General features: G+C 72.9%; 22 protein-coding genes. 6 read left to right on the top strand and 16 right to left on the bottom strand.

Annotated features, from left to right (window positions below):
- Window positions 1-67: 67 nt before the first annotated feature.
- The 7 genes from pheT to infC all read right to left on the bottom strand — a co-directional run bounded on the left by pheT (window position 68) and on the right by infC (window position 7,716).
- Entirely contained in the window at window positions 68-2,596 is a 2,529-nt protein-coding gene (pheT, locus tag Sspor_RS32780) for a phenylalanine--tRNA ligase subunit beta (protein WP_202202324.1), read from the bottom strand.
- Entirely contained in the window at window positions 2,596-3,723 is a 1,128-nt protein-coding gene (gene pheS, locus Sspor_RS32775; protein ID WP_202202323.1) for a phenylalanine--tRNA ligase subunit alpha, read from the bottom strand. Before pheS ends, pheT begins: the two co-directional genes overlap by 1 nt.
- A 151-nt stretch (window positions 3,724-3,874) precedes the next feature.
- Window positions 3,875-5,116, bottom strand: a complete 1,242-nt coding sequence (locus Sspor_RS32770; protein WP_372499599.1) for a sensor histidine kinase — start codon at window positions 5,114-5,116, stop codon at window positions 3,875-3,877.
- A gap of 56 nt (window positions 5,117-5,172) precedes the next feature.
- Window positions 5,173-6,033: a TrmH family RNA methyltransferase gene (locus Sspor_RS32765; RefSeq protein WP_202202322.1), complete on the bottom strand. Its 861-nt coding sequence runs from the start codon at window positions 6,031-6,033 to the stop codon at window positions 5,173-5,175.
- Window positions 6,034-6,195: 162 nt separating this feature from the next.
- Window positions 6,196-6,582 (bottom strand): 50S ribosomal protein L20, encoded by a 387-nt coding sequence (gene rplT, locus Sspor_RS32760; protein WP_007263143.1) that lies wholly within the window; start codon window positions 6,580-6,582, stop codon window positions 6,196-6,198.
- A 98-nt stretch (window positions 6,583-6,680) separates the two neighbouring features.
- Window positions 6,681-6,875: a 50S ribosomal protein L35 gene (gene rpmI, locus Sspor_RS32755; protein WP_030012385.1), complete on the bottom strand. Its 195-nt coding sequence runs from the start codon at window positions 6,873-6,875 to the stop codon at window positions 6,681-6,683.
- 106 nt (window positions 6,876-6,981) lie between these two features.
- Window positions 6,982-7,716 carry a translation initiation factor IF-3 gene (infC, locus tag Sspor_RS32750; protein WP_202202321.1) on the bottom strand — a complete coding sequence of 245 codons (735 nt, stop codon included), beginning with the start codon at window positions 7,714-7,716 and terminating at the stop codon, window positions 6,982-6,984.
- A gap of 326 nt (window positions 7,717-8,042) precedes the next feature.
- Between infC and Sspor_RS32745 the strand changes: the two genes are divergently transcribed.
- Window positions 8,043-8,420: a DUF1844 domain-containing protein gene (locus tag Sspor_RS32745; RefSeq protein ID WP_030012387.1), complete on the top strand. Its 378-nt coding sequence runs from the start codon at window positions 8,043-8,045 to the stop codon at window positions 8,418-8,420.
- A gap of 122 nt (window positions 8,421-8,542) precedes the next feature.
- Here the strand turns inward: Sspor_RS32745 and Sspor_RS32740 are convergent, their stop codons facing one another.
- The 3 genes from Sspor_RS32740 to Sspor_RS32730 are packed head-to-tail and all read right to left on the bottom strand — an operon-like array spanning window position 8,543 to window position 11,322.
- A complete protein-coding gene (locus tag Sspor_RS32740; protein WP_202202320.1) occupies window positions 8,543-9,283 on the bottom strand; it encodes an SseB family protein in 741 nt (246 codons plus the stop codon).
- A gap of 21 nt (window positions 9,284-9,304) precedes the next feature.
- Window positions 9,305-10,510, bottom strand: a complete 1,206-nt coding sequence (gene mycP, locus Sspor_RS32735; protein WP_202202319.1) for a type VII secretion-associated serine protease mycosin — start codon at window positions 10,508-10,510, stop codon at window positions 9,305-9,307.
- On the bottom strand, window positions 10,507-11,322 hold the full coding sequence (locus Sspor_RS32730) for a hypothetical protein (protein WP_202202318.1): 816 nt from the start codon (window positions 11,320-11,322) through the stop codon (window positions 10,507-10,509). The genes mycP and Sspor_RS32730 overlap by 4 nt, the downstream gene beginning before the upstream one ends.
- 288 nt (window positions 11,323-11,610) lie before the next feature.
- Between Sspor_RS32730 and Sspor_RS32725 the strand changes: the two genes are divergently transcribed.
- Complete coding sequence (locus Sspor_RS32725; RefSeq protein WP_202202317.1) at window positions 11,611-12,813, top strand: amino acid deaminase/aldolase; 1,203 nt, start codon at window positions 11,611-11,613, stop codon at window positions 12,811-12,813.
- A 12-nt stretch (window positions 12,814-12,825) separates the two neighbouring features.
- Here Sspor_RS32725 and Sspor_RS32720 read toward each other — a convergent pair whose 3' ends face one another.
- The 4 genes from Sspor_RS32720 to Sspor_RS32705 form a co-directional block, all read right to left on the bottom strand.
- A complete protein-coding gene (locus Sspor_RS32720) occupies window positions 12,826-14,115 on the bottom strand; it encodes a haloacid dehalogenase-like hydrolase (protein WP_202202316.1) in 1,290 nt (429 codons plus the stop codon).
- A gap of 88 nt (window positions 14,116-14,203) precedes the next feature.
- Window positions 14,204-14,989, bottom strand: coding sequence for a 3-oxoacyl-ACP reductase (locus tag Sspor_RS32715; protein WP_052877158.1), 786 nt, complete (start codon window positions 14,987-14,989; stop codon window positions 14,204-14,206).
- Between the two features lie 5 nt (window positions 14,990-14,994).
- Entirely contained in the window at window positions 14,995-16,359 is a 1,365-nt protein-coding gene (locus Sspor_RS32710; protein ID WP_202202315.1) for an aldehyde dehydrogenase family protein, read from the bottom strand.
- Window positions 16,360-16,396: 37 nt separating this feature from the next.
- Window positions 16,397-17,761: a glutamine synthetase family protein gene (locus Sspor_RS32705; RefSeq protein ID WP_202202314.1), complete on the bottom strand. Its 1,365-nt coding sequence runs from the start codon at window positions 17,759-17,761 to the stop codon at window positions 16,397-16,399.
- 77 nt (window positions 17,762-17,838) lie between these two features.
- Here Sspor_RS32705 and Sspor_RS32700 point away from each other — a divergent pair, with 77 nt between their 5' ends.
- The 4 genes from Sspor_RS32700 (at window position 17,839) to Sspor_RS32685 (ending at window position 21,891) form a co-directional block, all read left to right on the top strand.
- Window positions 17,839-18,585: a FadR/GntR family transcriptional regulator gene (locus Sspor_RS32700; protein WP_202202313.1), complete on the top strand. Its 747-nt coding sequence runs from the start codon at window positions 17,839-17,841 to the stop codon at window positions 18,583-18,585.
- A gap of 142 nt (window positions 18,586-18,727) precedes the next feature.
- Window positions 18,728-20,206, top strand: coding sequence for an ethanolamine permease (eat, locus tag Sspor_RS32695; RefSeq protein ID WP_202202312.1), 1,479 nt, complete (start codon window positions 18,728-18,730; stop codon window positions 20,204-20,206).
- 44 nt (window positions 20,207-20,250) lie between these two features.
- The gene (locus Sspor_RS32690; protein ID WP_202202311.1) at window positions 20,251-20,958 is read left to right on the top strand and encodes a gamma-glutamyl-gamma-aminobutyrate hydrolase family protein; all 708 of its coding nucleotides are present in this window, start codon (window positions 20,251-20,253) and stop codon (window positions 20,956-20,958) included.
- Between the two features lie 123 nt (window positions 20,959-21,081).
- Window positions 21,082-21,891 carry a hypothetical protein gene (locus Sspor_RS32685; protein ID WP_237404128.1) on the top strand — a complete coding sequence of 270 codons (810 nt, stop codon included), beginning with the start codon at window positions 21,082-21,084 and terminating at the stop codon, window positions 21,889-21,891.
- Between the two features lie 42 nt (window positions 21,892-21,933).
- Here Sspor_RS32685 and Sspor_RS32680 read toward each other — a convergent pair whose 3' ends face one another.
- Entirely contained in the window at window positions 21,934-22,290 is a 357-nt protein-coding gene (locus Sspor_RS32680; RefSeq protein WP_202202309.1) for a hypothetical protein, read from the bottom strand.
- A 116-nt stretch (window positions 22,291-22,406) separates the two neighbouring features.
- Entirely contained in the window at window positions 22,407-23,330 is a 924-nt protein-coding gene (locus Sspor_RS32675; RefSeq protein ID WP_202202308.1) for a LysR family transcriptional regulator, read from the bottom strand.
- Window positions 23,331-23,375 lie beyond the last annotated feature (45 nt).

Genomic DNA, 23,375 nt, shown 5'->3' with positions numbered 1-23,375 from the left:
TCTCACCCGAACGAGTGAGGGGCACGTCCGGTGGTCCGGACGTGCCCCTCAGCCGGGTACGAAGCGGCTACGCGCCCCGGAGCACCGCCCCGGTCCGCTCGCCCGCCAGGGCCACCGCCGCGTCGCGCGCGGCCGTGGACTCCTCGGCGGTCAGCGTCCGGTCGGCCGCGCGGAAGCGCAGCGCGTAGGCCAGGGACTTCTTGCCCTCGCCGACCTGCTCACCGGTGAACACGTCGAACAGCCGCAGCGATTCGAGGAGTTCACCCGCGCCCTTGCGCAGCGCGGCCTCCACCGAGGACGCCGGGACCGACGCGTCGACGATCAGCGCCACGTCCTGGGTCGCCACCGGGAAGGAGGAGATCCGCGGCGCCTGGAGGGCCTCGCCGCCGGCCGCCGCGAGACGGTCCAGGTCGATCTCCATCGCGCTGGTGCGGGCCGGCAGGCCCATCGCCTTGACCACGCGCGGGTGCAGCTCACCGGCGTGGCCGATGACCTGCTCGACCCCGCCGAGGGTGACGACCAGCTCGGCGCAGCGGCCCGGGTGCCAGGGGCCGTACTGGCCCTGGCGGACCACCAGCTCGGTGCCGGCCTCGACGGCCAGCGCGCGGGCGGCCTGGACCGCGTCCGCCCAGTCGGCCGGACGGCCCTTGCCCCACCAGCCGGCCTGCTCGCGCGCGCCGGCCAGCACGACCGCGGCGTACCGCGGCTGCGCGGGCAGCGCCGCGTTCAGGGTGGCGATCTCCTCGTCCGTGGGACGCCGGTCGACGGGCAGCCGTACGGCGACACCCGGCTGTGCGGCGGCCCGGAAGACCGAGCCGGTCTCGAAGAGCGCGAGGTCGTGGCTGCCCCGGCTGTCGTTGCGGCGCAGCGCGCCGAGCAGACCCGGCAGCAGCGTGGTGCGCAGCGCCGGCTCCTCGTCGGAGATCGGGTTGACCAGCTTGACGACCTGGCGGGCCACGTCGTGCGCCGGGAGCTGGAGCTGGTCGAAGACGCCCTCGCCGATGAAGGGGTAGCTGAGCGCCTCGACGTAGCCCGCGCCGGCCAGCGCGCGGCCGACCCGGCGGTGCAGCTGCTGCCGGGCGGTCAGGCCGCGGCCGGAGGGCACCTGCGGGAGGGTCGACGGGAGGTTCCCGTAGCCCTCCAGCCGGATGACCTCTTCGGCGAGGTCGTTGGGCGCGGCGAGGTCGGGCCGCCACGACGGGACGGTGACGACGAGCTCGTCCTGGCCGTAGACGTCGCAGCCGATCTCCTGGAGGCGGCGTACGACGGTCTCGCGGCCGTACTCCATGCCCGCCACCCGGTCCGGGTGGTCCGCGGGCATGGCGATGGTACGGGGCGCGCCCGGGGCGAGGACCTCGGTGACGCCCGCTTCGGCGGTGCCGCCCGCGAGGAGCACGAGCAGGTCGACGGTCCGCTGCGCGGCCGCGGCCGCGGCCTGCGGGTCGACGCCCCGCTCGAAGCGCTTGGAGGCCTCGGAGGACAGCTTGAGGCGGCGGGCGGTGCGCGAGATCGACACGGAGTCGAAGTGCGCGGCCTCGATGACGACGTCCGTGGTCCCCGTGACCTGGCCGGTTTCGGCGTCGGTGACGGAGTCGGCGATCTCGGTGTTGGCGCCGCCCATGACACCGGCGAGACCGATCGGCCCGCTGTTGTCAGTGATCACCAGGTCCTCGGCGTCGAGCGTGCGCTTGACCCCGTCGAGGGTGGTGAACTTCTCGCCCTGCTCCGCGCGGCGGACCCCGATGGTGCCCTCGACGCTGGAGCGGTCGTAGGCGTGCAGCGGCTGGCCGAGCTCCAGCATCACGTAGTTGGTGATGTCCACGGCGAGCGAGATCGGGCGCATGCCCGCCTTCTGCAGGCGGCGGGTCAGCCAGATCGGGGAGCGCGCGTCGGGGTCGAGCCCGGTCACCGTGCGGGCGGTGAAGCGGTCGCAGCCGACCGGGTCGTCGACCTTGACCGGGTAGCCGTACGAGTTCGGCGCGGGCACGTCGAGCAGCGCCGGGTCGCGCAGCGGCAGGCCGTAGGCGGTGGCCGCCTCGCGGGCGACACCGCGCATGGACATGCAGTAGCCGCGGTCCGGGGTGATGTCGATGTCGAGGACCTCGTCGACGAGCTGGAGCAGCTCGATCGCGTCGCTGCCGACCTCGTGCTCGGGCGGCAGCACGATGATGCCGTGCGTGCCGTCGTCGCCCATGCCCAGCTCGTCGCCGGAGCAGATCATGCCGTGCGAGGTGCGGCCGTAGGTCTTGCGCGAGGCGATCGCGAAGTCACCGGGCAGCACCGCGCCCGGCAGCACCACGACGACCTTGTCGCCGACGGCGAAGTTCCGGGCACCGCAGACGATCTCCTGCGGCTCACCGGTGCCGTTGGCCTGACCGACGTCGACCGTGCAGAAGCGGATCGGCTTGCGGAAGCCCTCCAGCTCCTCGATGGTCAGCACCTGACCGACGACGAGCGGGCCCTTGAGGCCGCCGCCGAGCTGCTCGACGGTCTCGACCTCAAGGCCGGCGTCGACCAGCTTGGCCGCCACGTCACGGCCGGTTTCACCCGCGGGGAGATCGACGTACTCCCGCAGCCAGGAAAGCGGGACGCGCATCAGATCTCACTCCCGAACGGCCGGGTGAAGCGAACGTCACCCTCGACCATGTCTCGCATGTCTTCGACGTTGTGGCGGAACATCAGCATCCGTTCGATGCCGAACCCGAAGGCGAATCCGCTGTACTTCTCGGGGTCCACACCGCAGGCGACGAGCACCTTGGGGTTGACCATGCCGCAGCCGCCGAGCTCGATCCAGCCCTCGCTGGAGCAGGTACGGCACGGGCGGTCGGGGTTGCCCACCGACTCGCCGCGGCACACGTAGCACTGCATGTCCATCTCGGCGGACGGCTCGGTGAAGGGGAAGAAGTGCGGGCGCAGACGCGTGGTGGTGCCCTCGCCGAAGAGCTCCTGGACCATGTGGTCCATGGTGCCCTTGAGGTCCGCCATGGTCAGGCCCTCGTCCACGGCGAGCAGCTCGACCTGGTGGAAGACCGGGGTGTGCGTCGCGTCGAGCTCGTCGGTGCGGTACACGCGGCCCGGGCAGACGATGTAGACGGGGGGCTTGCGCTCCAGCAGCGAGCGCGCCTGCACCGGGGAGGTGTGGGTGCGCAGCACGACGCCCGACTCGTCGCCCTGGGTGCCCTCGGGCCCCTGGACGAAGAAGGTGTCCTGCATCTGGCGCGCCGGGTGGTCGGGCGTGAAGTTGAGGGCGTCGAAGTTGAACCACTCGGCCTCCACCTCCGGCCCCTCGGCGACCTCGTACCCCATGGCCGTGAAGATGTCCGCGATGCGGTCCATCAGCGTGGTCAGGGGGTGCCGGGCGCCGGCGGGGACGCGGTCGTAGGGCAGCGTGACGTCCACGGCCTCCTCGACCAGCACCCGCTCGTCGCGCTCGGCCTCGAGCGCGACCGTGCGGGCCCCGAAGGCCTTGTTCACGGCGCCGCGGGCCTGTCCCACGCGCTTGCCCGCCTCGGCCTTGGCCTGCGGGGGCAGCGCGCCGATCTCGCGGTTGGCGAGCGCCAGGGGCGAGCGGTCGCCCATGTGCGCGGTCTTCGCCTCACGCAGCGCGTCGAGGTCGCCGGCGGACGCGAAGGCGGCGAGCGCCTCGTCCCGCATGCGCTCGATCTCTTCCGGTTTCAGTGCCTCGACCTCGACAGGGTCGTACGACTTGTTCGGTGCCGACATCTCTTCCCGTACTTCCGATGGCTGGCTGGTGGGTCCCCGTACGGCACGATCAGAACGATCGACACAGAGACACAAGGGTGCCAAAGGACGAGTCTAAAGGCCGCTGGGGGTGAAGGAGCCCGTGGGCCGCCTGCCGGGACGCTCCGCAGGACTACTGCGTGAGGTACGCGGGGGCGCTCACGGGCAGGATAAATCGGAACTCGGCGCCGCCGCCGGGGCCGCGGCCGACCGTGATGGTCCCGCCGTGGGCCTCCACGATGCCCTTGACGATGTACAGGCCCAGGCCGGTGCCGCCGCGCTTGCTCCCCCGCCAGAAGCGGGTGAAGACGCGGCCCATCGACTCCTCGGGGATCCCGGGGCCTTCGTCGGTCACGGTGACGGCGGTTCCCTTCTCATGCGGCGACACCCCGATGGTGACCGTTCCCTCTCCGTGGCGCACCGCATTTTCCAGGAGGTTGCCGAGGATCTGGTCGATCTTGTCCGGATCGGCCCACAGATCGGGGAGCGGGCGGCTGACGCTCAGGAGGAACCGCTCGGGGTCCTGCCCGTTGGCGGTGAGCGCCTGCACGTGGCGGCCGACGGCGGTGGCGATGTCCACCGGCTGGCGGCGGACCTCCAGACGGCCGGAGTCGATGCGCGAGATGTCGAGGAGTTCGGCGATGAGGCGGGTGACGCGGTTGGCGTCGGCGTCGACCGTCTCCAGCATCAGCCGCTTCTGGTCGTCGGTGAACCGTTCCCACTTGGCGAGCAGGGTGGCCGTGAACCCCTTGACCGAGGTCAGGGGGGAGCGGAGCTCGTGGGCGACGGTGGCGATGAGCTCGGCGTGGCTGCGCTCGGTGCGCCGGCGGGCCTCGGTACCGCGGAGGGTGACCACGAGGCGGCGCAGCGGGCCGGTGGGGTGCGTACGGATGTAGCTGGCGGAGACCAGCACCTCGCGGCCGCCGGGGAGCAGCAGGTTCCGCTCGGGCTGTCCGCGGCGGGTGGCGAGGCCCCCGTACGGGTCGGTCAGCGCCCACCAGCGGCGCCCTTCGAGGTCCTCCAGCGGGAGCGCCCGCTCGATGCGCGTGCCGAGCGCCTGGGCGGGGTCGGTCGCGGTCATCCGGGCCGCGGCCCGGTTGAAGCAGATCACGTGCCCGGTGGCGTCGGCGACGACGAGCCCGTCGGGCAGGCAGTCGGGGTCGATCCCGAAGCTGAACCCCTCACCGGGGGCACCGCCGCCCAGGACCGCCCCGCGGGGCGCGCCCTGCGGCGGTACGCCGCGCAGCGCTTCGGAGGCCCGGGCGGGGGGCACGGCGTCATCCGCGGGCCCGCCCGTGCGGGCGCAGGGGGAGCCCGGCGCCGACGGACCGGCCGTCGTGTCGGTTCCCGGCAAGCTGTTCGTACCGACGGTCATGTCCCCGTACCCCACATCTCCGAGTAGCGCAGTGGGCCCCCCGGGCCGCCACATTACTAGCTGGGGGTCACAGAGCGGCACCCTCCGGGCGCCCGCTGTGCACGCGCGGACGCGTAGAGGCACACGGCGGCGGCCGTCGCGAGGTTCAGGCTCTCGGCCTTTCCGTGGATCGGGACCCGTACGACGGCGTCCGCCAGGGCCCTGGTCTCCTCCGGCAGGCCCCAGGCCTCATTGCCGAAGACCCAGGCGGAGGGCCCGCCCATGGTGCCCGCGTCCAGCTCGGCGTCGAGGTCGTCCTCGCCCGCGCCGTCGGCCGCCAGGATCCGTACGCCCGCCGCCCGGAGCCCCTCGACGGCCTGCTCGACCGGAACGCCGACGGCGACCGGGAGGTGGAAGAGGGAGCCGACGGAGGCCCGTACCGACTTGGGGTTGTAGAGGTCCACCGAGGCGTCGGTCAGCACCACCGCGTCGGCGCCGGCGGCGTCGGCGCAGCGCAGCACCGTACCGGCGTTGCCGGGGTCGCGGACGTGCGCGAGGACGGCGACGAGCTTCGGCCGGGCCCTCAGGATCTCCTCGAACGGGGAGTCCAGGAAGTGGCAGACGCCGACCAGGCCCTGCGGGGTGACCGTCTGGGAGACCTCGGCGAGCACCTCGTCGGAGGCGTAGTGCACACGGGCGCCCGCGTCCAGGGCGGCCTCGATGATCCCGGAGTAGCGCTCGGCGGCCTCGACGGTGGCGAACAGCTCGATCAGGGTCGACGCGCCCGTGGGACCGCGGTGCTCGACGGCCTCGCGGACGGCCTGCGGCCCCTCGGCGATGAAGCGGCGCTCCTTGGTGCGGAAGTTGCGCCGCGCCAGTCGCCTGGCGGCGGCCACCCGCGGGGATCGGGGGGAGATCAGCTCGTCGGGGTGACCCATGGTGTGTGCGGTTCTCTCTCGGGGTTCCGGGCGGGACGGGGCAGGGCGGAGCGGGGTGGTGCGGGCGGTACGGGCGGTGCGGGCGGGAAAGCACACGGACCCGCAGGCGAATGCCTGCGGGTCCGTGGGGGCCGGCCCTGGGTGAGCTGGGCCGGCTAGCCCTTAGGCAGCGGCCTTGGGGGCGTTCACATCGGCCGGAAGCGCCTTCTGCGCGACCTCGACGAGCGCGGCGAACGCGTTGGCGTCGTTGACGGCCAGCTCCGCGAGGATCTTGCGGTCCACCTCGATGTTGGCGGCCTTCAGACCCTGGATGAGGCGGTTGTACGTCATGCCGTTCTGGCGGGCAGCGGCGTTGATGCGCTGGATCCACAGCTGACGGAAGTCGCCCTTGCGCTTCTTGCGGTCGTTGAAGTTGTAGACCAGCGAGTGGGTGACCTGCTCCTTGGCCTTGCGGTACAGGCGCGAACGCTGACCGCGGTAGCCGGAGGCCGCCTCGAGGATCGCCCGGCGCTTCTTGTGGGCGTTTACTGCCCGCTTGACGCGTGCCACTTGTTAACTCCTTGTAGCGGGGCCGTGGGTGTCTTCACACGGCCCGAATTCGATGGGGTCCCGGTCCGACGTCCGCTCCCTGGCGGGAGCGGAGAACGTCAGATGCCGAGAAGCTTCTTGATCTTCGCGGCGTCGCCGGGAGCCATCTCCGCGTTACCGGTGAGGCGGCGGGTGACACGGGACGACTTGTGCTCGAGCAGGTGGCGCTTGCCGGCGCGCTCACGGAGCACCTTGCCGGAGCCGGTGACCTTGAAGCGCTTCTTGGTACCGCTGTGCGTCTTGTTCTTCGGCATGGCGCCGTTATCTCCTCGTCGGTGGCGCTCCCACCGGTCCGATGCGGGACCGGACTGACGGGAGCGTCATGCTTGTTTCGGTGATCCGAGACGGGCTGCCTCGGAATCAGGCCTCGGCGTTCGCCTCGTCGGCCGGCGCCTCTTCGGCAGCGGCCTCGGTGGCCTCGACAGAGGCGACCTCGGTGGTGTCATCGACCTCGACGGCGGCGTCCTCGGAAGGAGCCTCGTCATCGGTGTGGGCGACACCCTGGCGCTCCGCCTTGCGGGCGGCCTGCGCCTCGCGGGCTTCGGCCATCGCCTCGGTCTTCTTCTTGTGCGGACCGAGGACCATGATCATGTTTCGGCCGTCCTGCTTCGGGTTCGACTCGATGAACCCGAGGTCCTCGACGTCCGAAGCGAGACGCTGCAGCAGTCGGTAGCCGAGTTCCGGCCGGGACTGCTCGCGACCACGGAACATGATCGTGATCTTGACCTTGTCGCCCTGCTTGAGGAACCGAACGACGTGACCCTTCTTGGTGTCATAGTCGTGCGGGTCGATCTTCGGCCGGAGCTTCATTTCCTTGATGACCGTGTGCGCCTGGTTCTTGCGCGCCTCACGGGCCTTCATGGCCGACTCGTACTTGAACTTGCCGTAGTCCATGAGCTTGCAGACCGGCGGGCGTGCGGACGCCGCGACCTCGACCAGGTCGAGGTCGTACTCCTGCGCGAGCTCAAGCGCCTTGGCAAGCGGCACGATGCCGACCTGCTCGCCGCTGGGACCGACAAGCCGTACCTCGGGAACGCGAATCCGGTCGTTGATGCGGGGCTCGGTGCTGATGGATCCTCCTCGGTAGCACCACACGGCTGCCTGGCAGACAGCCGCTGACGTGTATTTCCGTCAGACCGACCGCAGCGGGAGAATGCAAAAAGCCCCGCCGGGCACAGGCAGGGGCTCCAAAACAACCGGAACACCGCCGCGTGCATACCGCGGGGCGTAAACTCGGGCAGCTTTCCATCGTCCGTACGGAACGATGGATGCCGCCTGACCGGGTGACCCGCCGCCCCGGAGGGCAGTCAGGTGGGAGAACGGAGCCTCCACTTGTGGGCCGGGCACAGAAGTGTCCGGCCGGTCGAAGTACATACTAGCACCCGCGCCGCAAGCCCGCCGCACGGCATATCGTGGGGCGCATGACTGACGCGACACCCCCCACCGAACCCACTGCCGACGGCGCCCCCGACTACGACACCATGACCCGCGACATCGCGGACGTGCCCGCCGTCGAGGTGATCACCACGGTGGCCGTGCACCTGCTGAGCGCCGCGGCGGTCAACCTGGGCCTGGACAAGCCGGACTCCGAGCACAAGGACCTCGACGAGGCCCGCAAGCTGATCACGGCCCTGGCCGGCCTGGTCACCGCGAGCGCCACCGAGATCAGCTCCTTCCACGCGGCCCCGCTGCGCGACGGTCTGAAGTCGCTCCAGCTGGCCTTCCGCGAGGCCTCGATCGTGCCGGACGAGCCGGGCCAGGGTCCGGGCGAGAAGTTCACGGGGCCCGTCTTCGGCTGAGCCGACCCGACCCGACCGTCCCGTGACAGCGGCCGGTGCGCTCCCCGCGGAGCGCACCGGCCGTCGTCATGTCCGGGGGCCGCACGCAGGGCCGTCCGGTCCCCCGCGGGCGCTCCTCTCGGTCAGCGGCTGAACAGCGGCTCGCCGGGCGGCGCCGGGGCGTCCGACGGCAGCAGCGCCAGGTCCAGGCCGCGGACCAGCCGGGCCCGCAGCGTGGTGTCCGCCGCCAGTGCCTCGGCCACGCGCCGGGCCGCGGCCGACGCCTGCGCGCCCTCGGCCAGCACGATCGCCAGGGTGCCGTCGGAGTCGGCGCCGCCCCGCCCGAGGTGGGCGCGCAGGACGGCCGGCTCGGCGGACACGGCGGCCCGTACGGCCTCCCGTACGGCGGGGTCGGCCAGCGGACCCGCGTCGGTGCGGCCCTCGGCGAGCGCGAGCAGCGCGGAGCCGGTCAGCTGGTAGGTGACGGGGCCGGCCAGGTCCAGGACCACGGTGTCGGCCTTCTCGTGCGCGGCGGCCGCCAGTGCCTGGTGCAGCGGGACGGCCACCGGCCGGGCCGCGGGGTCCCAGAGCGCGAGCGAGGCGATCGAGGTGAAGGCGGGCAGGGCCCGCCGGTCGCCCGCCCGCAGGGTCGGGACGGCCATGTCGCTGGTCTTCTCGCGCTTGAGGCCCGTCTCCGGGTCGGTCTCCACCTCGCCGAGGACGGCGACCACCGGGACCAGCAGGCGGGCGCCCTTGAGCGCGGCCAGCACCTCCGGCTCCTTCGCCCGGTCCTCGGACCAGGCGGCCAGGGCCGCGGTCAGCCGGGGATCCGCGGAGCCGTCGTCGTCGGAGAAGCCCGGGTCGGGAATGTTCTTGTTCGCCATGTTCGCCACAGTTACCCGACCCTACTGTGCCGGGTACGGGTCCTCGCCGCGGCCCCGGCCGCCCCGCCGCGGGCGCCGTGCCAGTACGGCGGCCAGGACGAGCAGCACCGCCCCGGCGACCGCCGCCGCCGGCGCCCCCAGCCGGGCGCCCCGCTCGGGCGGGCGGACCGGTTCGGGGCCGGGGCCGAAGTACGTGCTCCCGGCCGCGGCGGGCGCGGGCGCGGAACCCTCCGGGCGGATGTCGTCGGCGGCCTGGAGGGCGGCGACGGGATCGACCAGCCCGTGGCCCCGGGCGTCGTCACGGCCGCCGGCCGGGGAGTCGGAGGCGGTCGTCTCCAGCAGCTTCTTCACCTGGGCCGGGGTCAGGTCCGGGTGGGCGGCCAGGACGAGGGCCACGGCGCCGGAGACGAAGGCCGCCGCGGCGCTGGTGCCCCAGCCCTCGTAGTACGAGCGGTCGGGGTCGGCGATGACGACGTCGACGCCGGGTGCGCTGACGGTGGCGTACCAGTTGCGGGTGGAGAACTTGGCCTTCCTGCCGCGGCGGTCGACGGCGGTGACGGCGATGACCCCCGGGTAGGCGGCCGGGTAGGAGACGCGGTCGCCCGCCTCACCGCCGTTGCCCGCGGAGGCCACGACGACCACCCCCTTGGCGAGGGCGTACTGGACGGCCTCGTCCTCGCCCGCCTCGTGGTGGGCGGAGTCGCTGTCGTCGCCGAGGGACAGGTTGATCACGTCGGCCCCGTGGTCCGCGGCCCAGCGGATGCCGTCGGCGAGGGCCCCGCCCTTGCTGTCGCGGGCCTTGGCGCGGCCCGGGTCGCCCTCTTCGAGGATCACCCGGACGGGCAGGATCCGGGCCTGCGGCGCGACACCGAGGACACCCTGGCCACGGCTGGGGCCGTGGCCGTGTCCGGCGATGATGCTCGCCATGGCGGTCCCGTGGCGGGCCCAGGCGCGGTCGCCGGGACCGGCGCCCATGCCGATGAGGTCGGTACCGGCGAGGACCTGGCCGGAGAGGTCGGGATGGGATTCGTCGACGCCGGTGTCGAGGACGGCGACGGTCACGCCGTCGCCCCGGGTGGTCCCCCAGGCCTCCTCGGCGCGCAGGGCGAGCAGGCCCCACTGGCGGTCGCGGATGTTGTCGGCGGCGGCGGGGGACGCGGTGGCGGACACGAGGAGGGTGGCGGCGAGCAGGGCGGTGGCCGCCTGCCCGGAGGCCCGGCGGATCATCGGGCGGGCTCCGGGGTGGGTGCGGCGTGTGCTGTGGGTGTGGCGGGTGGTGCGGCGAGGCCGGTCAGGCCCCGGCCGACGCGGTCGGCGAGCGCCCGGGCCTCGTGGCCGAGGCCGGCCTGGGCGGCGGCTCCCGTGGCGTCCTTCTTCATCAGGTCCTCGGCGGGGCGGGGTGCGTCCAGGGGCCGGCCGTCGGCGAAGGCGGAGACGGCGTAGACGATGACGGGTGCCTCGGCGGGTACGGAGGTGGCCCAGGCGGCGCGCTGGGCGTCGGTGAACCCGTACGCGGGCGGGGCGGGGATCCGGCCCTTGAGGGCGGTCATGGCGGGGGCGTCCGCGGGGGTGAAGACCATGCCGACGGTGATCAGGGAACTGCGGGTGGCGTCGGTGTAGGTGGCGCGCAGCACGCGGGTGCAGCCGGTGGCGGCCAGCAGGGCCTGCCAGTCGGCGGCGAGGGCCGCCGGGCAGTCGGCGTCGGGGGCGAGCGCGGTCCGGGTCCACGTACGGTCGGAGCCGCCGGGGCCGGCGGAGGGGCCGGTCAGGACGGGCGGGAACAGGCTGTCGACGGGGGCGGCGCGCCACAGCGATCCGGCCTTGCGGTAGGCGGCGTCGGCGGGCAGGGGGCGGCTCGCGGCGCGGTGTTCGGCCCAGGTGGTGAGGGCGGCCCCGCCGACGAGGCCGCTGCCGAGGAGGACGCAGAGCGTGGCGGCGACGAGTCGGGCGGGGTGGCGCGGGGGCGCTTGCGCGTGCGGGGGCCGGGGGGTCTGTTCGGGCTCACCCAGGATCTCGGTCCGCGGTGTCGTCGTGGTCATCCGGCGGCTCCGCCCCCCGTTCCGTACGGCTGCCTGCCCGTACTCTACGGCGTCGCCGCCGCCCGGCACCCACGGGTGCCCGCACGACTCCCCAGCCCCGCCGGGGGCCGATCCGGCCTCGCCGGAGCCGGTCCGGCCCCGCCGGCGTGTGAGGCGCGGGGTCCGGGGCGGAGCCCCGATCCTTGAGCCGCACCGGCACAGCCGGCCGCACCACCCCCAGCCCCCTGAGGGAAGGGGCGGGTGGGCGACCTCTACCCACCGGTAGAGACCTCTGGCAAGCTGCCGCCCATGAACTCCCCCGCCGCCGACCGCGCCCGGTACGACCGGGCGACCGCGCACCTGGACGCGCCGCTGGCCGTCGTGGATCTCGACGCCTTCGACGCCAACGCCGACGATCTGGTCCGCCGCGCCGCCGGCAAGCCGGTCCGGGTCGCGAGCAAGTCGGTTCGGTGCCGGGCGCTGCTCGAACGGGTCCTCGCCCGCCCCGGGTTCGCCGGGATCATGTCGTTCACTCTCGCCGAGTCGCTCTGGCTGGCCCGCTCCGGGTTCGAGGACGTCCTCCTCGCCTATCCGTCCGCCGACCGGGCCGGCTTCGGCGAGCTGGCGAACGACGCCAAGCTGGCCGGCGCGGTCACGGTGCTGGTGGACGATCCCGCGCAGCTGGACCTGATCGACGCCGCCCGGGACGGCGGCGCCGAGGAGATCCGGGTCTGCCTGGAGCTGGACACGGCCCTGCGGCTGTTCGGCGGCCGGGTACGGATCGGGGCCCGCCGGTCCCCGCTGCGCGAGCCCGAGCAACTGGCCGGGCTGGCCCGGGCGGTGGCCGCCCGGCCCGGGTTCCGCGTCGTGGGGCTGATGGCGTACGAGGGGCACGTCGCCGGGGTCGGGGACTCGCTGGCGGGTCGCCCGCTGCGGTCGCGGACGATCCGGCTGATGCAGGGCGCCGCCCGCAAGGAGCTGGCCGCGCGCCGCGCCGAGGTGGTGCGGGCCGTGCGGGCCGTCGTACCGGATCTGGAGTTCGTCAACGGCGGCGGGACCGGCAGTGTGCAGCAGACGGCCGCCGAGGACGCGGTGACCGAGATCGCGGCGGGGTCCGGCCTGTACGTGCCCCGGCTGTTCGACAACTACACGTCGTTCAGCGGGCGTCCGGCGGCCCTGTTCGCCCAGCCCGTGGTGCGCAGGCCCGGGGTGGGGGTGGTGACGGTGCTCGGGGGCGGCTATCCGGCCTCCGGCGCGGCCGGGGCGGACCGGCTGCCGGTTCCGTACCTGCCCCAGGGGCTCCGCTACGACCCCCAGGAGGGCGCGGGCGAGGTGCAGACCCCGCTGCTGGGGAGCCCGGCCGACGATCTGCTGATCGGCGACCGGGTCTGGTTCCGGCACGCGAAGGCGGGCGAACTGTGCGAGCGGTTCGACACCCTGCACCTGATCGAGGGCGATCGGGTCACCGACAGCGTCCCGACCTACCGCGGCGAGGGTCGCACCTTTCTCTAGGGCCGATACCCCCTAGTACACGGAGTCGGCCTGGTCGGGGACGACGCTCCCGTCGGCCCGCAGGACCGGTGCCTTGGTGCCGTCGTGGTCGACGTAGCCGGTCGTCGCGCACGGGTAGGGGTCGGTCCTGCGCTTCTTGGGCTCGATGAACATGGGGTTGACGATCCAGCGGCCGTCGCCGTTGTCGTACGCCCGGCACATCAGTTCGTTCTTGTTGCGGTTCACGACGAGCCGTAGGGCGGTGGCGTCGCGCAGGAAGGAGATGTCGGTGTCGGAGTCGCCTGCCGCGAACACCTGGCGGCGGGCGGCGGGCTGTACCTGCTCGGCGGCCGCGCCGCGTACGCCGAAGACCTCTTTGTTGATCCAGCAGCGCTTGCCGTCGATGTAGGTGATCATCGTGTCGGCGCCGTCCTCGGTGGTTCCGCAGCCCTGGAGGTGGGCGGTGAACCTGCCGCCGTTCGTGGTGGTGTTGCGGATGCCTATGACGTGGTCGGCCCCGATGCCGGCGCTCCGGGCCCAGACCTCGACCACGGGCTGCGGGGAGGCGGAGCTGATCCACACGTCGAAGCCGGCCTTCCGGAGGCCCTTGATCAGGTCTGTCTGCTGGTCGTAGTAGCGGACCCAGCCGGTGGCGGTGGTCGTGGTGCCGACCCGCTGCGTGGCGCCGACGGGCGCGGCGAGGTTCTCGGTGCGGGCCGCGGCGGCGAAGCCGCGGATCTCGCGGGCGGTCCAGCCCTGCATCAGCTGGGGGAGCCAGGCGTACGAGGGTTCGGTCGTGCGGCGGTCCCAGCCGGCGAAGGCGGGGGCTCCGGTGCGGGTCGCGGCGGTGCCGTAGACGGCGTTGATCTCGTCGGCGCAGGCCGCACCCGCGGGGGTTCCGGTGGGCAGGGGCGCGCCGGGGCGGGCGAGGTCCGCGCAGGCGTCGGCCAGGGCCTTCGTGGCGGCGGGGGTGAGGTGGCGGCTGGTGGTGGACCAGTCCCCGGCGGCGGGCTGGCGGATCCGGCCGTTGCGCAGGAGCCAGAACATGGTGGCGTCGCCGACGTCGTTCTTGACGACGGTGTTGTCCCAGTCGAAGACGGCGACGGGCTTGGCGCGGCCGGGCCGGTGCGGGCGGCAGCTGCCGTAGTGGTCGATGAGCTCCTGGAGGCGGGCCCGGTTGTCCCCGTACCAGCCGGAGCCGATGGTGACCCGGGGACAGGGGGTGTGCGCCGCCTGGGCCGGCGGGGCCGTCAGGAAGGCGGATCCGGTGACCGCCACGAGGGCGAGGGGGGCCGCCCATGTTCTCCGCACGGTTGTGTGCATGCTGCTCCTTCGGGGGATCGGGACAGCCCGGAGGGACCGGCCGGGCACCTCGCGGGCCCGGCCGGCCGGAGTGCGGGGGCGGTGCGGCCTACAGGGGGGTCACGTACGCGCCGGAGATCCCGCCGTCGACGAGGAAGTCGGTGGCGTTGATGAAGGAGGAGTCGTCGCTGGCTAGGAAGGCGACGGCGGCGGCGATCTCGGTGGGCTCGGCGAAGCGGCCCAGCGGGATGTGGACGAGGCGGCGGGCGGCGCGCTCGGGGTCCTTGGCGAACAGCTCCTGCAGCAGCGGGGTGTTCACGGGCCCGGGGCACAGGGCGTTGACGCGGATGCCCTCGCGGGCGAACTGCACGCCGAGCTCGCGGGACATGGCCAGGACCCCGCCCTTGGAGGCGGTGTAGGAGATCTGGGAGGTGGCGGCGCCCATGATGGCGACGAAGGAGGCGGTGTTGATGATGGAGCCGCGGCCCTGGCGCTGCATGTAGGGCAGGGCGGCCTTGCAGCACAGGTAGACGGAGGTGAGGTTGACGTCCTGGACGCGCTTCCAGGCCTCCAGGCCGGTGGTGAGGATGGAGTCGTCGTCGGGGGGCGAGATGCCCGCGTTGTTGAAGGCGATGTCGACGGAGCCGTAGGTGTCGAAGGCGGTCTTGAAGAGGGCCTCGACCTCCTCGGGGCTGGTGACGTCGACCTTGACGAAGGTGCCGCCGACCTCTTCGGCCGCGGCCTTGCCCGCGGTCTCGTCGATGTCGCCGCACACGATGTTGGCGCCCTCGGAGGCCAGGCGGCGGGCGGTGGCGAGGCCGATGCCGCTGCCGGCTCCGGTGATGACGGCGGTACGGCCGACCAGGCGGCGGCAGATGATCTCTTCGTTCGACATGTGGTTCAGGCCTCCGTGCTGATGAAGACGTTCTTGGTCTCGGTGAAAGCGGTGAGGGCGTCGGGTCCGAGCTCGCGGCCGAGTCCGGACTGCTTGTAGCCGCCGAAGGGGGTCCAGTAGCGGACGCTGCTGTGCGAGTTGACGGACAGGTTGCCGGCGGCGACGGCGCGCGAGACGCGCAGCGCGCGGCCGATGTCGCGGGTCCAGAGGGAGCCGGAGAGGCCGTACTCGGTCGCGTTGGCCAGGCGTACGGCGTCCTCCTCGTCCTCGAAGGGCAGGACGACGGCGACCGGCCCGAAGACCTCCTCGGCGGCCACGGGCGCGGTGGGGGCGACGTCCGTGACGAGGGTGGGCGGGTACCAGAAGCCGGGGCCCTCGGGGGCGGTGCCGCGGATCGCGGTGAGGTCGTCGGTGACGAAGGACCGTACGCGGTCCAGTTGGGTCCGGGAGATCAGCGGGCCCATCTGCGTCTTCTCGTCGAGCGGGTCGCCCACGGTCACCGCCGCGATGCCGGGGGCGACGAGCTCCAGGAAGCGGTCGTAGGCGGAGCGCTGTACGAGGATGCGCGTGCGGGCGCAGCAGTCCTGGCCGGTGTTGTCGAGGAAGGCCATGGGGGCGGCGGCCGCCGCCGCTTCGAGGTCGGCGTCGGCGAAGACGATGTTGGGGCTCTTGCCGCCGAGTTCGAGGGTGACGCGCTTCACCCGGTCGGCGCACTTGGCCATGATCTGCTTGCCGACGCGGGTGGACCCGGTGAAGACGATCTTCGCGACGCCGGGGTGTTCGACGAGCGCGTCGCCGGCGGTGTCGCCGCGGCCGGGGAGCACCTGGAAGAGGTGTTCGGGGATCCCGGCTTCGAGTGCGAGTTCGGCGAGGCGCAGGGCGGTCAGCGGGGTGGTCTCGGCGGGCTTGAGGATGACGGCGTTGCCGGCGGCGAGGGCGGGGGCCAGGCCCCAGGCGGCGATCGGCATGGGGAAGTTCCACGGGGCGATCACGCCGATGACGCCGAGGGGTTCGAGGAAGGTGACGTCGATGCCGCCGGCGACGGGGATCTGGCGGCCGGAGAGCCGTTCCACTCCCCCGGCGGCGAAGTCGAGGAGGTCGCGTACGTTGCCGGCCTCCCAGCGGGCGTTGCCGATGGTGTGGCCGGCTTCGCGGACCTCCAGCCGGGCCAGTTCCTCGATGTGGCCGTCGACGACCGCGGCGAAGCGGCGCAGCAGCCGCGCCCGGTCGGCGGGGGCGGCCGCCGCCCAGGCGCGCTGGGCCGTGGCGGCCCGGGCGACGGCGGCGTCGACGTCGTCCCGTGTGGCGGCCGGGACGATGGCGACGGTTTCCTCGGTGGCCGGATTCAGCACTTCCAGCACATCGGACACGTGGTGCCTCACAGTTTCGTTCGGTGGCGTGCGGTGGCTACAGGCGTTCGAAGGAGCGGCGCAGCTCCCAGTCGGTCACCGCGGAGTCGTAGGCGTCGAGTTCCACGCGGGCCATGTTCCGGTAGTGCGCGACCACTTCGGGGCCGAACGCGGCCTTGGCGATCTCGCTGTTCTCCCAGAGTTCGGCGGCCTCGCGCAGGGTGGTGGGAACGTGCGCGAAGTCGGCCGTGTACGCGTTGCCCGCGCAGGCCTCGGGCAGTTCGAGGCGGTGCTCGATGCCGTAGAGCCCGGCCGCGACCAGGCCGGCGACGGCGAGGTAGGGGTTGACGTCGCCGCCGGGGAGGCGGTTCTCGAAGCGCATGGAGCGGCCGTGGCCGACGACCCGGAGAGCGCAGGTCCGGTTGTCCACGCCCCAGGCGACGGCGGTCGGCGCGAAGGATCCCGGCCGGAAACGCTTGTACGAATTGATGTTCGGGGCGTAGAGAAGGGAGAAGTCGCGCAGCGCGGCCAGCTGGCCGGCCAGGAAGTGCCGCATCACCGGTGACATTCCGCCTGGGCCGTCCCCGGCCATCGCGTTGCGTCCGTCGGCGTCGGCCAGTGAGAGGTGGATGTGACAGGAGTTGCCCTCGCGCTCGTCGAACTTGGCCATGAAGGTGAGCGAGACACCTTCCTGGGAGGCGATCTCCTTGGCTCCCGTCTTGTAGACGGAGTGCTGGTCGCAGGTGGTGAGCGCCTCGTCGTAGCGGAAGGCGATCTCGTGCTGGCCGAGGTTGCACTCCCCCTTGGCCGACTCGACGATCAGGCCCGCGGCCTGCATCTCGTTGCGGATCCGGCGCAGCAGGGGTTCGATGCGGCCGGTCCCGAGGACGGAGTAGTCGATGTTGTACTGGTTCGCCGGGGTCAGACCGCGGTAGCCCGCGTCCCAGGCCTGTTCGTAGGTGTCCTGGAAGACCATGAACTCCAGCTCGGTGCCGACCATGGCGGTGTACCCGGCCTCGGCGAGCCGCTCCAGCTGGCGGCGCAGGATCTGCCGGGGGGCGGCGACGACGGGCGAGCCGTCGTTCCAGGCGAGGTCGGCGAGGAGGAAGGCGCTGCCGGGGTTCCACGGGATGCGGCGCAGGGTGGCGAGGTCGGGGTGCATGGCGAAGTCGCCGTAGCCCCGGTCCCAGGAGGACATCTCATAGCCGTCGACGGTGTTCATGTCGGTATCGACGGCGAGGAGGTAGTTGCAGCCCTCGGTACCGTGCTCGAGGACCTCGTCGAGGAAGAACTGTGCGGCGAACCGCTTGCCCTGGAGCCGCCCCTGCATGTCGGGGAAGGCCAGGACGACTGTGTCGATCTCACCACTGGCGACGAGGGAGCGGAGCTCCTCGGGCGCGAGCCGCGGCTTGCGGTCTACCACTGGAATCTCTCCTTCGGTGAGCCGAGGAGGCCTAAGGTATTGAATAGAACCATTGCTTGGGAAGGGGAGGAACCGAGATGACCGACACGGCGAGCGAGGGCGACGCGATCGCGCGACTGAATCCCGTACTGCGTCAGGTGCGGGCGGGCAACGGTTTCGAGGAGGCCCTGGAGCAGATCCTCCAGGTGGTCCGGCTGGGTCTGGTGCCGGGCGGCGAACGGCTGCCGCCCGAGCGCGAGCTCGCGGAACGGATGGGGATCAGCCGGGTGACCCTGCGCGAGGTGCTCAAGGTGCTGCAGGACCAGGGGCTGGTGGAGGCCCGGCGCGGGCGGTACGGCGGAACGTTCGTGCTGCCCCGCCCCGACACCCCGGCCGGCGGCGCCGAGGAGGAACTGCGCCGGCGCGTCGCGGGGGTGGACATCGAGGACGCCCTGCGGTTCCGCGAGGTCCTGGAGGTGGGGGCGGCCGGACTGTGCGCCTCGCAGGGCCTGTCCGAGGAGGGCGCCGAACGGCTGCTCGGCGCGCTGGCCGCCACCCACGACGCCCCGCTCGCCGACTACCGCCGCCAGGACACGCTCTTCCACCTCACCCTGTGCGAACTGGCCGGCTCCGCCACCCTCACGGCCCAGTACGCGGCCGTGCGGGCCACCGTGAACGACCTGCTGGACTGCATCCCGCTGCTCGTACGGAACCTGGAGCACTCCCAGCAGCAGCACAGCACGCTGGTGGAGGCGGTGCTGGAGGGCGACGCGACCGGGGCCCGGGAGACCATGCGCGAGCACTGCTGCGGCACTGCGGCGCTGCTGCGGGGCTTCCTGACCTGAGCGGCACCGGGCCGCACCGGGCGGCGCCGGGGGCACTCCGAGAGGGTTTCGTAACGTCCGTTTAACGCAGAGGTCTTGCGCACTCCGCTCCTCTAAGGCAAAGGTACGCCCCACAACCATTGCCCTGAGGCAGGAGCGCACGATGGCCGACGACATCGAGGCACGGCTCGCCGCCGTACCCGCACCCACCACGTCCCCCGACGGCGGGGACAGCCCCGACGAGTACCTCGCGCGCCGGACCCTGCGCCGCGGCAGCGCCGGCTGGCTGCTCCTCACCGGCCTCGGCGTCGCCTACGTCGTCTCCGGGGACTTCTCCGGCTGGAACGTCGGCCTCGACAAGGGCGGTTTCGGCGGCCTCGCCATCGCCACCGTCCTCATGGGCGCGATGTACGCCTGTCTGGTCTTCTCGCTCGCCGAGCTGTCCACCATCCTGCCGACCGCGGGCGGCGGCTACGGCTTCGCCCGCCGGGCGCTCGGCCCGTGGGGCGGTTTCCTCACCGGCACCGCCATCCTCATCGAGTACATCCTGGCCCCGGCCGCGATCGTCATCTTCATCGGCGACTACGTCGAATCCCTCGGACTCTTCGGACTCACCTCCAGCTGGCCGGTCTACCTCGGCTGCTTCGTCATCTTCATCGGCGTCCACCTCTGGGGCGTCGGCGAGGCGCTCCGCTTCAGCCTCGTCGTGACCGCGATCGCCGTCACCGCGCTGCTGATCTTCGCCGTGGGCGCCTTCACCGAGTTCGACGCCTCCGGCCTGAACGACATCCCCGTCGACGCGAACGCCTTCGGCTCCAACTCCTGGCTGCCGCTGGGCGTGCTGGGCATCTGGGCGGCATTCCCCTTCGGCATGTGGTTCTTCCTCGGCGTGGAGGGCGTACCGCTGGCGGCCGAGGAAGCCAAGGACCCGGTCCGCTCCATGCCGAAGGCCCTCTCGATCTCCATGGGCATCCTCGCCCTGCTCGCCCTGATCACCTTCTTCGCCGCGACCGGCGCCCAGGGCGCCGACGCCGTCAAGGCCGCCGGCAACCCGCTGGTCGTGGCCCTGGAAGGGGACGGCGGCCCCACCGCACTGAGCCGCTTCGTGAACTACGCGGGCCTGGCGGGCCTGGTGGCCTCCTTCTTCTCCCTCATCTACGCGGGCTCGCGCCAGCTCTTCGCCCTCTCCCGGGCCGGCTACCTGCCCCGCTTCCTCTCGCTCACCTCGAAGCGCAAGGCCCCGTACCTGGGGCTGATCATCCCCGGAGCGATCGGCTTCGCCCTCGCCGCGGCCACCGGCGACGGAGCCCGCATGCTCAACATCGCGGTGTTCGGCGCCACCATCTCCTACGCCCTGATGGCCCTCTCGCACATCGTGCTGCGCCGCCGGGAGCCGGACCTGGAGCGCCCGTACCGCACCCCGGGCGGAATCCTGACCTCGTCGGTGGCCTTCCTGCTCGCCCTGTCGGCCCTGGTCGCCACCTTCCTGGTGGACAAGGACGCGGCGTTCATCGCCCTGGCCGTGTACGCCGTCGCCCTGGCCTACTTCGCGCTCTACAGTCGGCACCACCTGGTGGCCTCGGCCCCGGAAGAGGAGTTCGCGGCTCTCGCGGAAGCCGAGGCGGAACTGACCCGCGACTGAAAACCTGTTCCTGCCCTGCTCTGCCCTCGCTGGAGGTAACGAACGTGCCCAGGCCGCTCATCGGCATCACCACCTACGTCGAGGATTCCACCCGCTACGGCGTGTGGGACCTCCCGACATCCCTCGTACCGACCGGGTACTACGAACTCGTCCAGGCGGCGGGCGGCGCGGCCGTGCTGCTCCCGCCGGACGAACCCGGATCGGCGGCGGAGGTGCTGAGCCGGGTGGACGGCCTGGTCGTCGCGGGCGGCCCGGACCTGGACCCGGTGCACTACGGGGCCGCGCGCGACTCCCGTACGGGCGCCCCCGCGACGGTCCGCGACCACTGGGAGCTGGCCCTGATCGCCGCCGCACTCGACGCGGACATGCCCCTGCTCGGCATCTGCCGGGGCATGCAGGCGCTGAACGTGGCCCTGGGCGGCACGCTGATCCAGCACATCGACGGCCACTTCGAGACCCCGGGGGCCACCTCCTGGCACCCGGTCCGCCCGGTCCCCGGCACCCGGTACGCGGACCTGGTCCCCCAGGAGGCGCAGGTCCCGACCTACCACCACCAGGCCGTGGACCGGCTGGGCCGCGGTCTGGTCGTCTCGGCCCACGCCGTCGACGGCACGGTGGAGGCGATCGAACTGCCCGACCCGGAGCGGTGGGTGCTGGGGGTCCAGTGGCACCCGGAGCGGGACACGGACACCCGGGTGATGTCCGCCCTGGTCGAGGCGGCCGCCGTCCGCACCCCGGTACCGGTGGGCTGACAGACCGCCGGCCGCGGGTCCCGGGCACTATCCCCGGTGCCGGGCCCGCGGCCGGCCCCGCCCCCGTCCGGGCGCGGGCGCCCACGAATGGCCCCGGGGCGGTCGGGCGCGCACGCTGGATGGGTGAGCACCGAGGCACACCGCGCGGCGACGGGGCCGGTGGCCGGGTTCCTGGAGAACCCGGTCGTGGGCATGGCGCCGTGGATCATCTTCTCGCTGCTGGTCGGCCCCGGCCGGTTCGAGCTCGCCGTCGGGCTGGCCCTGGCCGCGGCGGTCGCCCTGATCGCCCTGGGCCACCTGGTCAACCGCGGCACCTCCTGGAAGCTGCTGGAACTGGCCGACGTGGTCTTCTTCGCGTCGATGGCCGTGATCGGCGCCCTGGCGAGCGAGGGGACCCTGAACTGGCTGGAGACCTACGCGGGCGAGGTCGCCAACATCGCGCTGGCGGTGATCGCCTTCGGTTCCATCGCCGTGCGGATGCCGTTCACCCTCCAGTACGCCCGCGAACAGGTCGATCCGTCCCTCTGGCACACCCGCGGCTTCCTGCGGACCAACTACATGATCACGGGGGCCTGGGGCATCGCCTTCCTGGCGGCGGCCGCCGCAGGAGCCTACGGGGACCTGGTCCTGCACAACCCGAACAACATCTGGACCGGCTGGATCATCCAGATCCTGGCGATCGTCGCCGCGGTGAAGTTCACCGTCTGGTACCCCGACGTCGCCCGCGCCAGAGGGGTCCGCGAGGCCGCCGGCCTGCCCCCCGAGCCCACGCCGTGGGCGGGCTTCCTGGTGCCGCTGGCGGGTCTGCTCGTACCGATCGGCATCGCCGTGCTGATCTTCGACAACATGTGGTGGCTGGGCGTCGCCCTGATCGTGGCGGGCTCGCTGCTGACGAAGACCCTCCGGTCCCAGGCACGCCAGGAGCCCGCCTGACGGCGGACTCCCGGGTACGGGCGGGCCGGGTCCCGCCCTCCCTCACTCGGCCCGTACGAAGACCACCGACCGCAGCTCCAGGCGCTCCGTGCCGTAACCCGTGTGCGGCCGCAGCGCGAACTCCCTGCCCGTGCAGTCCGGCTCCGAGAACACGATCGCCCGCTCGTCGGTCCGGTTGCGCGGCGAGTGCGCCGGCGAACTGGCCGAGGGGTCGGCCACCTCGGGCAGCGTGATGCACTGCTCGCTCGGCGGGTCCTCCAGCACGACCCGCAGCGGGTGGCCGTCGAGCCCGGTGACCGTGTACTGGAACTGTCCCTCCGCGGCCGAGGCCGAAGCCGGGATCGTGAGCAGCAGGGTGAGCGCGCCGAAGGCGGCGCCGGCGGCATGGCGAAGACGCATCTGGTTTCTCCTCGGGAGAGCGGCAAACGTGCAGGAGCCACCTTTCCGGCGGCGCCCACCCCGGTCACCGTCCGCACCGCGCCGAATCGATCCCTCCTCGCCCGAACGGACCAGGCCTAGATGCGCCGGTGGGTCAGGGACAGCAGGTCACGGGCCGGGCCCGCCGGGCGGGAGCCGGTCGGCCAGACGGCCCGCAGGGCCCGGTCGAGCGGTGCGCCCGACACCGGGACCGCCACCAGCCGCCCCGCGCCCAGCTCGTCCCCCACCGCCAGCTCCGACAGCACGCACGGCCCCGCACCGCTCAGCGCCGCCGCCTTCACCGCCGTGGTCGATGCCAGTTCCAGCAGCGGCGCGGCCAGCCCGCCGGCCGAGGCCAGCGCCGCGTCCAGGACCTGCCGCGTGCCCGACCCCCGCTCGCGCAGGATCAGCGGGGTGGAGGCCAGCTCCGGCGCCGCCACCCCCCGGGCGCGGCGCGCCCACGGGTGCCCCGGGGCCACCGCCACCACCAGGCGGTCCTGCGCGATCACCGCCGAGTCCAGTCCTTCGGGCACGGTCAGCCCCTCCACGAAGCCGAGGTCGGCCTCGTGCGCGAGGACCCGCTGGGCGACCACCGCCGAGTTCCCGGCGTGCAGGGACACGGCCGTGTCCGGGCGCTGCCCGCGCAGGGCGATCAGCCAGCCCGGCAGCAGGTACTCCGCGATGGTCATGCTCGCGGCCACCCGGAGCCGGGAGTCGCGCCGTCCGCGCAGCGCCTGCGCGCCCGCGTCGAAGGCCTCCGCCGCCTCCACCACCCGCCGGGCCCAGTCCGTGACGAGCGCGCCCTCGGCCGTCAGCGTCGACCCGCGCGGTGAACGGTCCACCAGGGCCACGCCGAGGCGGGTCTCCATCGCCCGGATCCGGCTGCTCGCGGCGGGCTGGGTGATGCCCAGCCGCCGGGCCGCGCCGCTCAGGCTGCCGACCCGCGCGACCGCGAGCAGCAGTTCCATCGCGCCCAGGTCAGGTACCCGGTGCGCCAGCGGAACCCACTCCTCATTACCCATAACATCAGTTTATGGCCTCATAGGGAGATGACCTCTGCCGCCCCG

The sequence above is a fragment of the Streptomyces spororaveus genome, assembly GCF_016755875.1.
Taxonomy (GTDB): Bacteria; Actinomycetota; Actinomycetes; order Streptomycetales; family Streptomycetaceae; genus Streptomyces; species Streptomyces spororaveus.
This window is presented reverse-complemented; position numbering and strand designations above follow the sequence as displayed.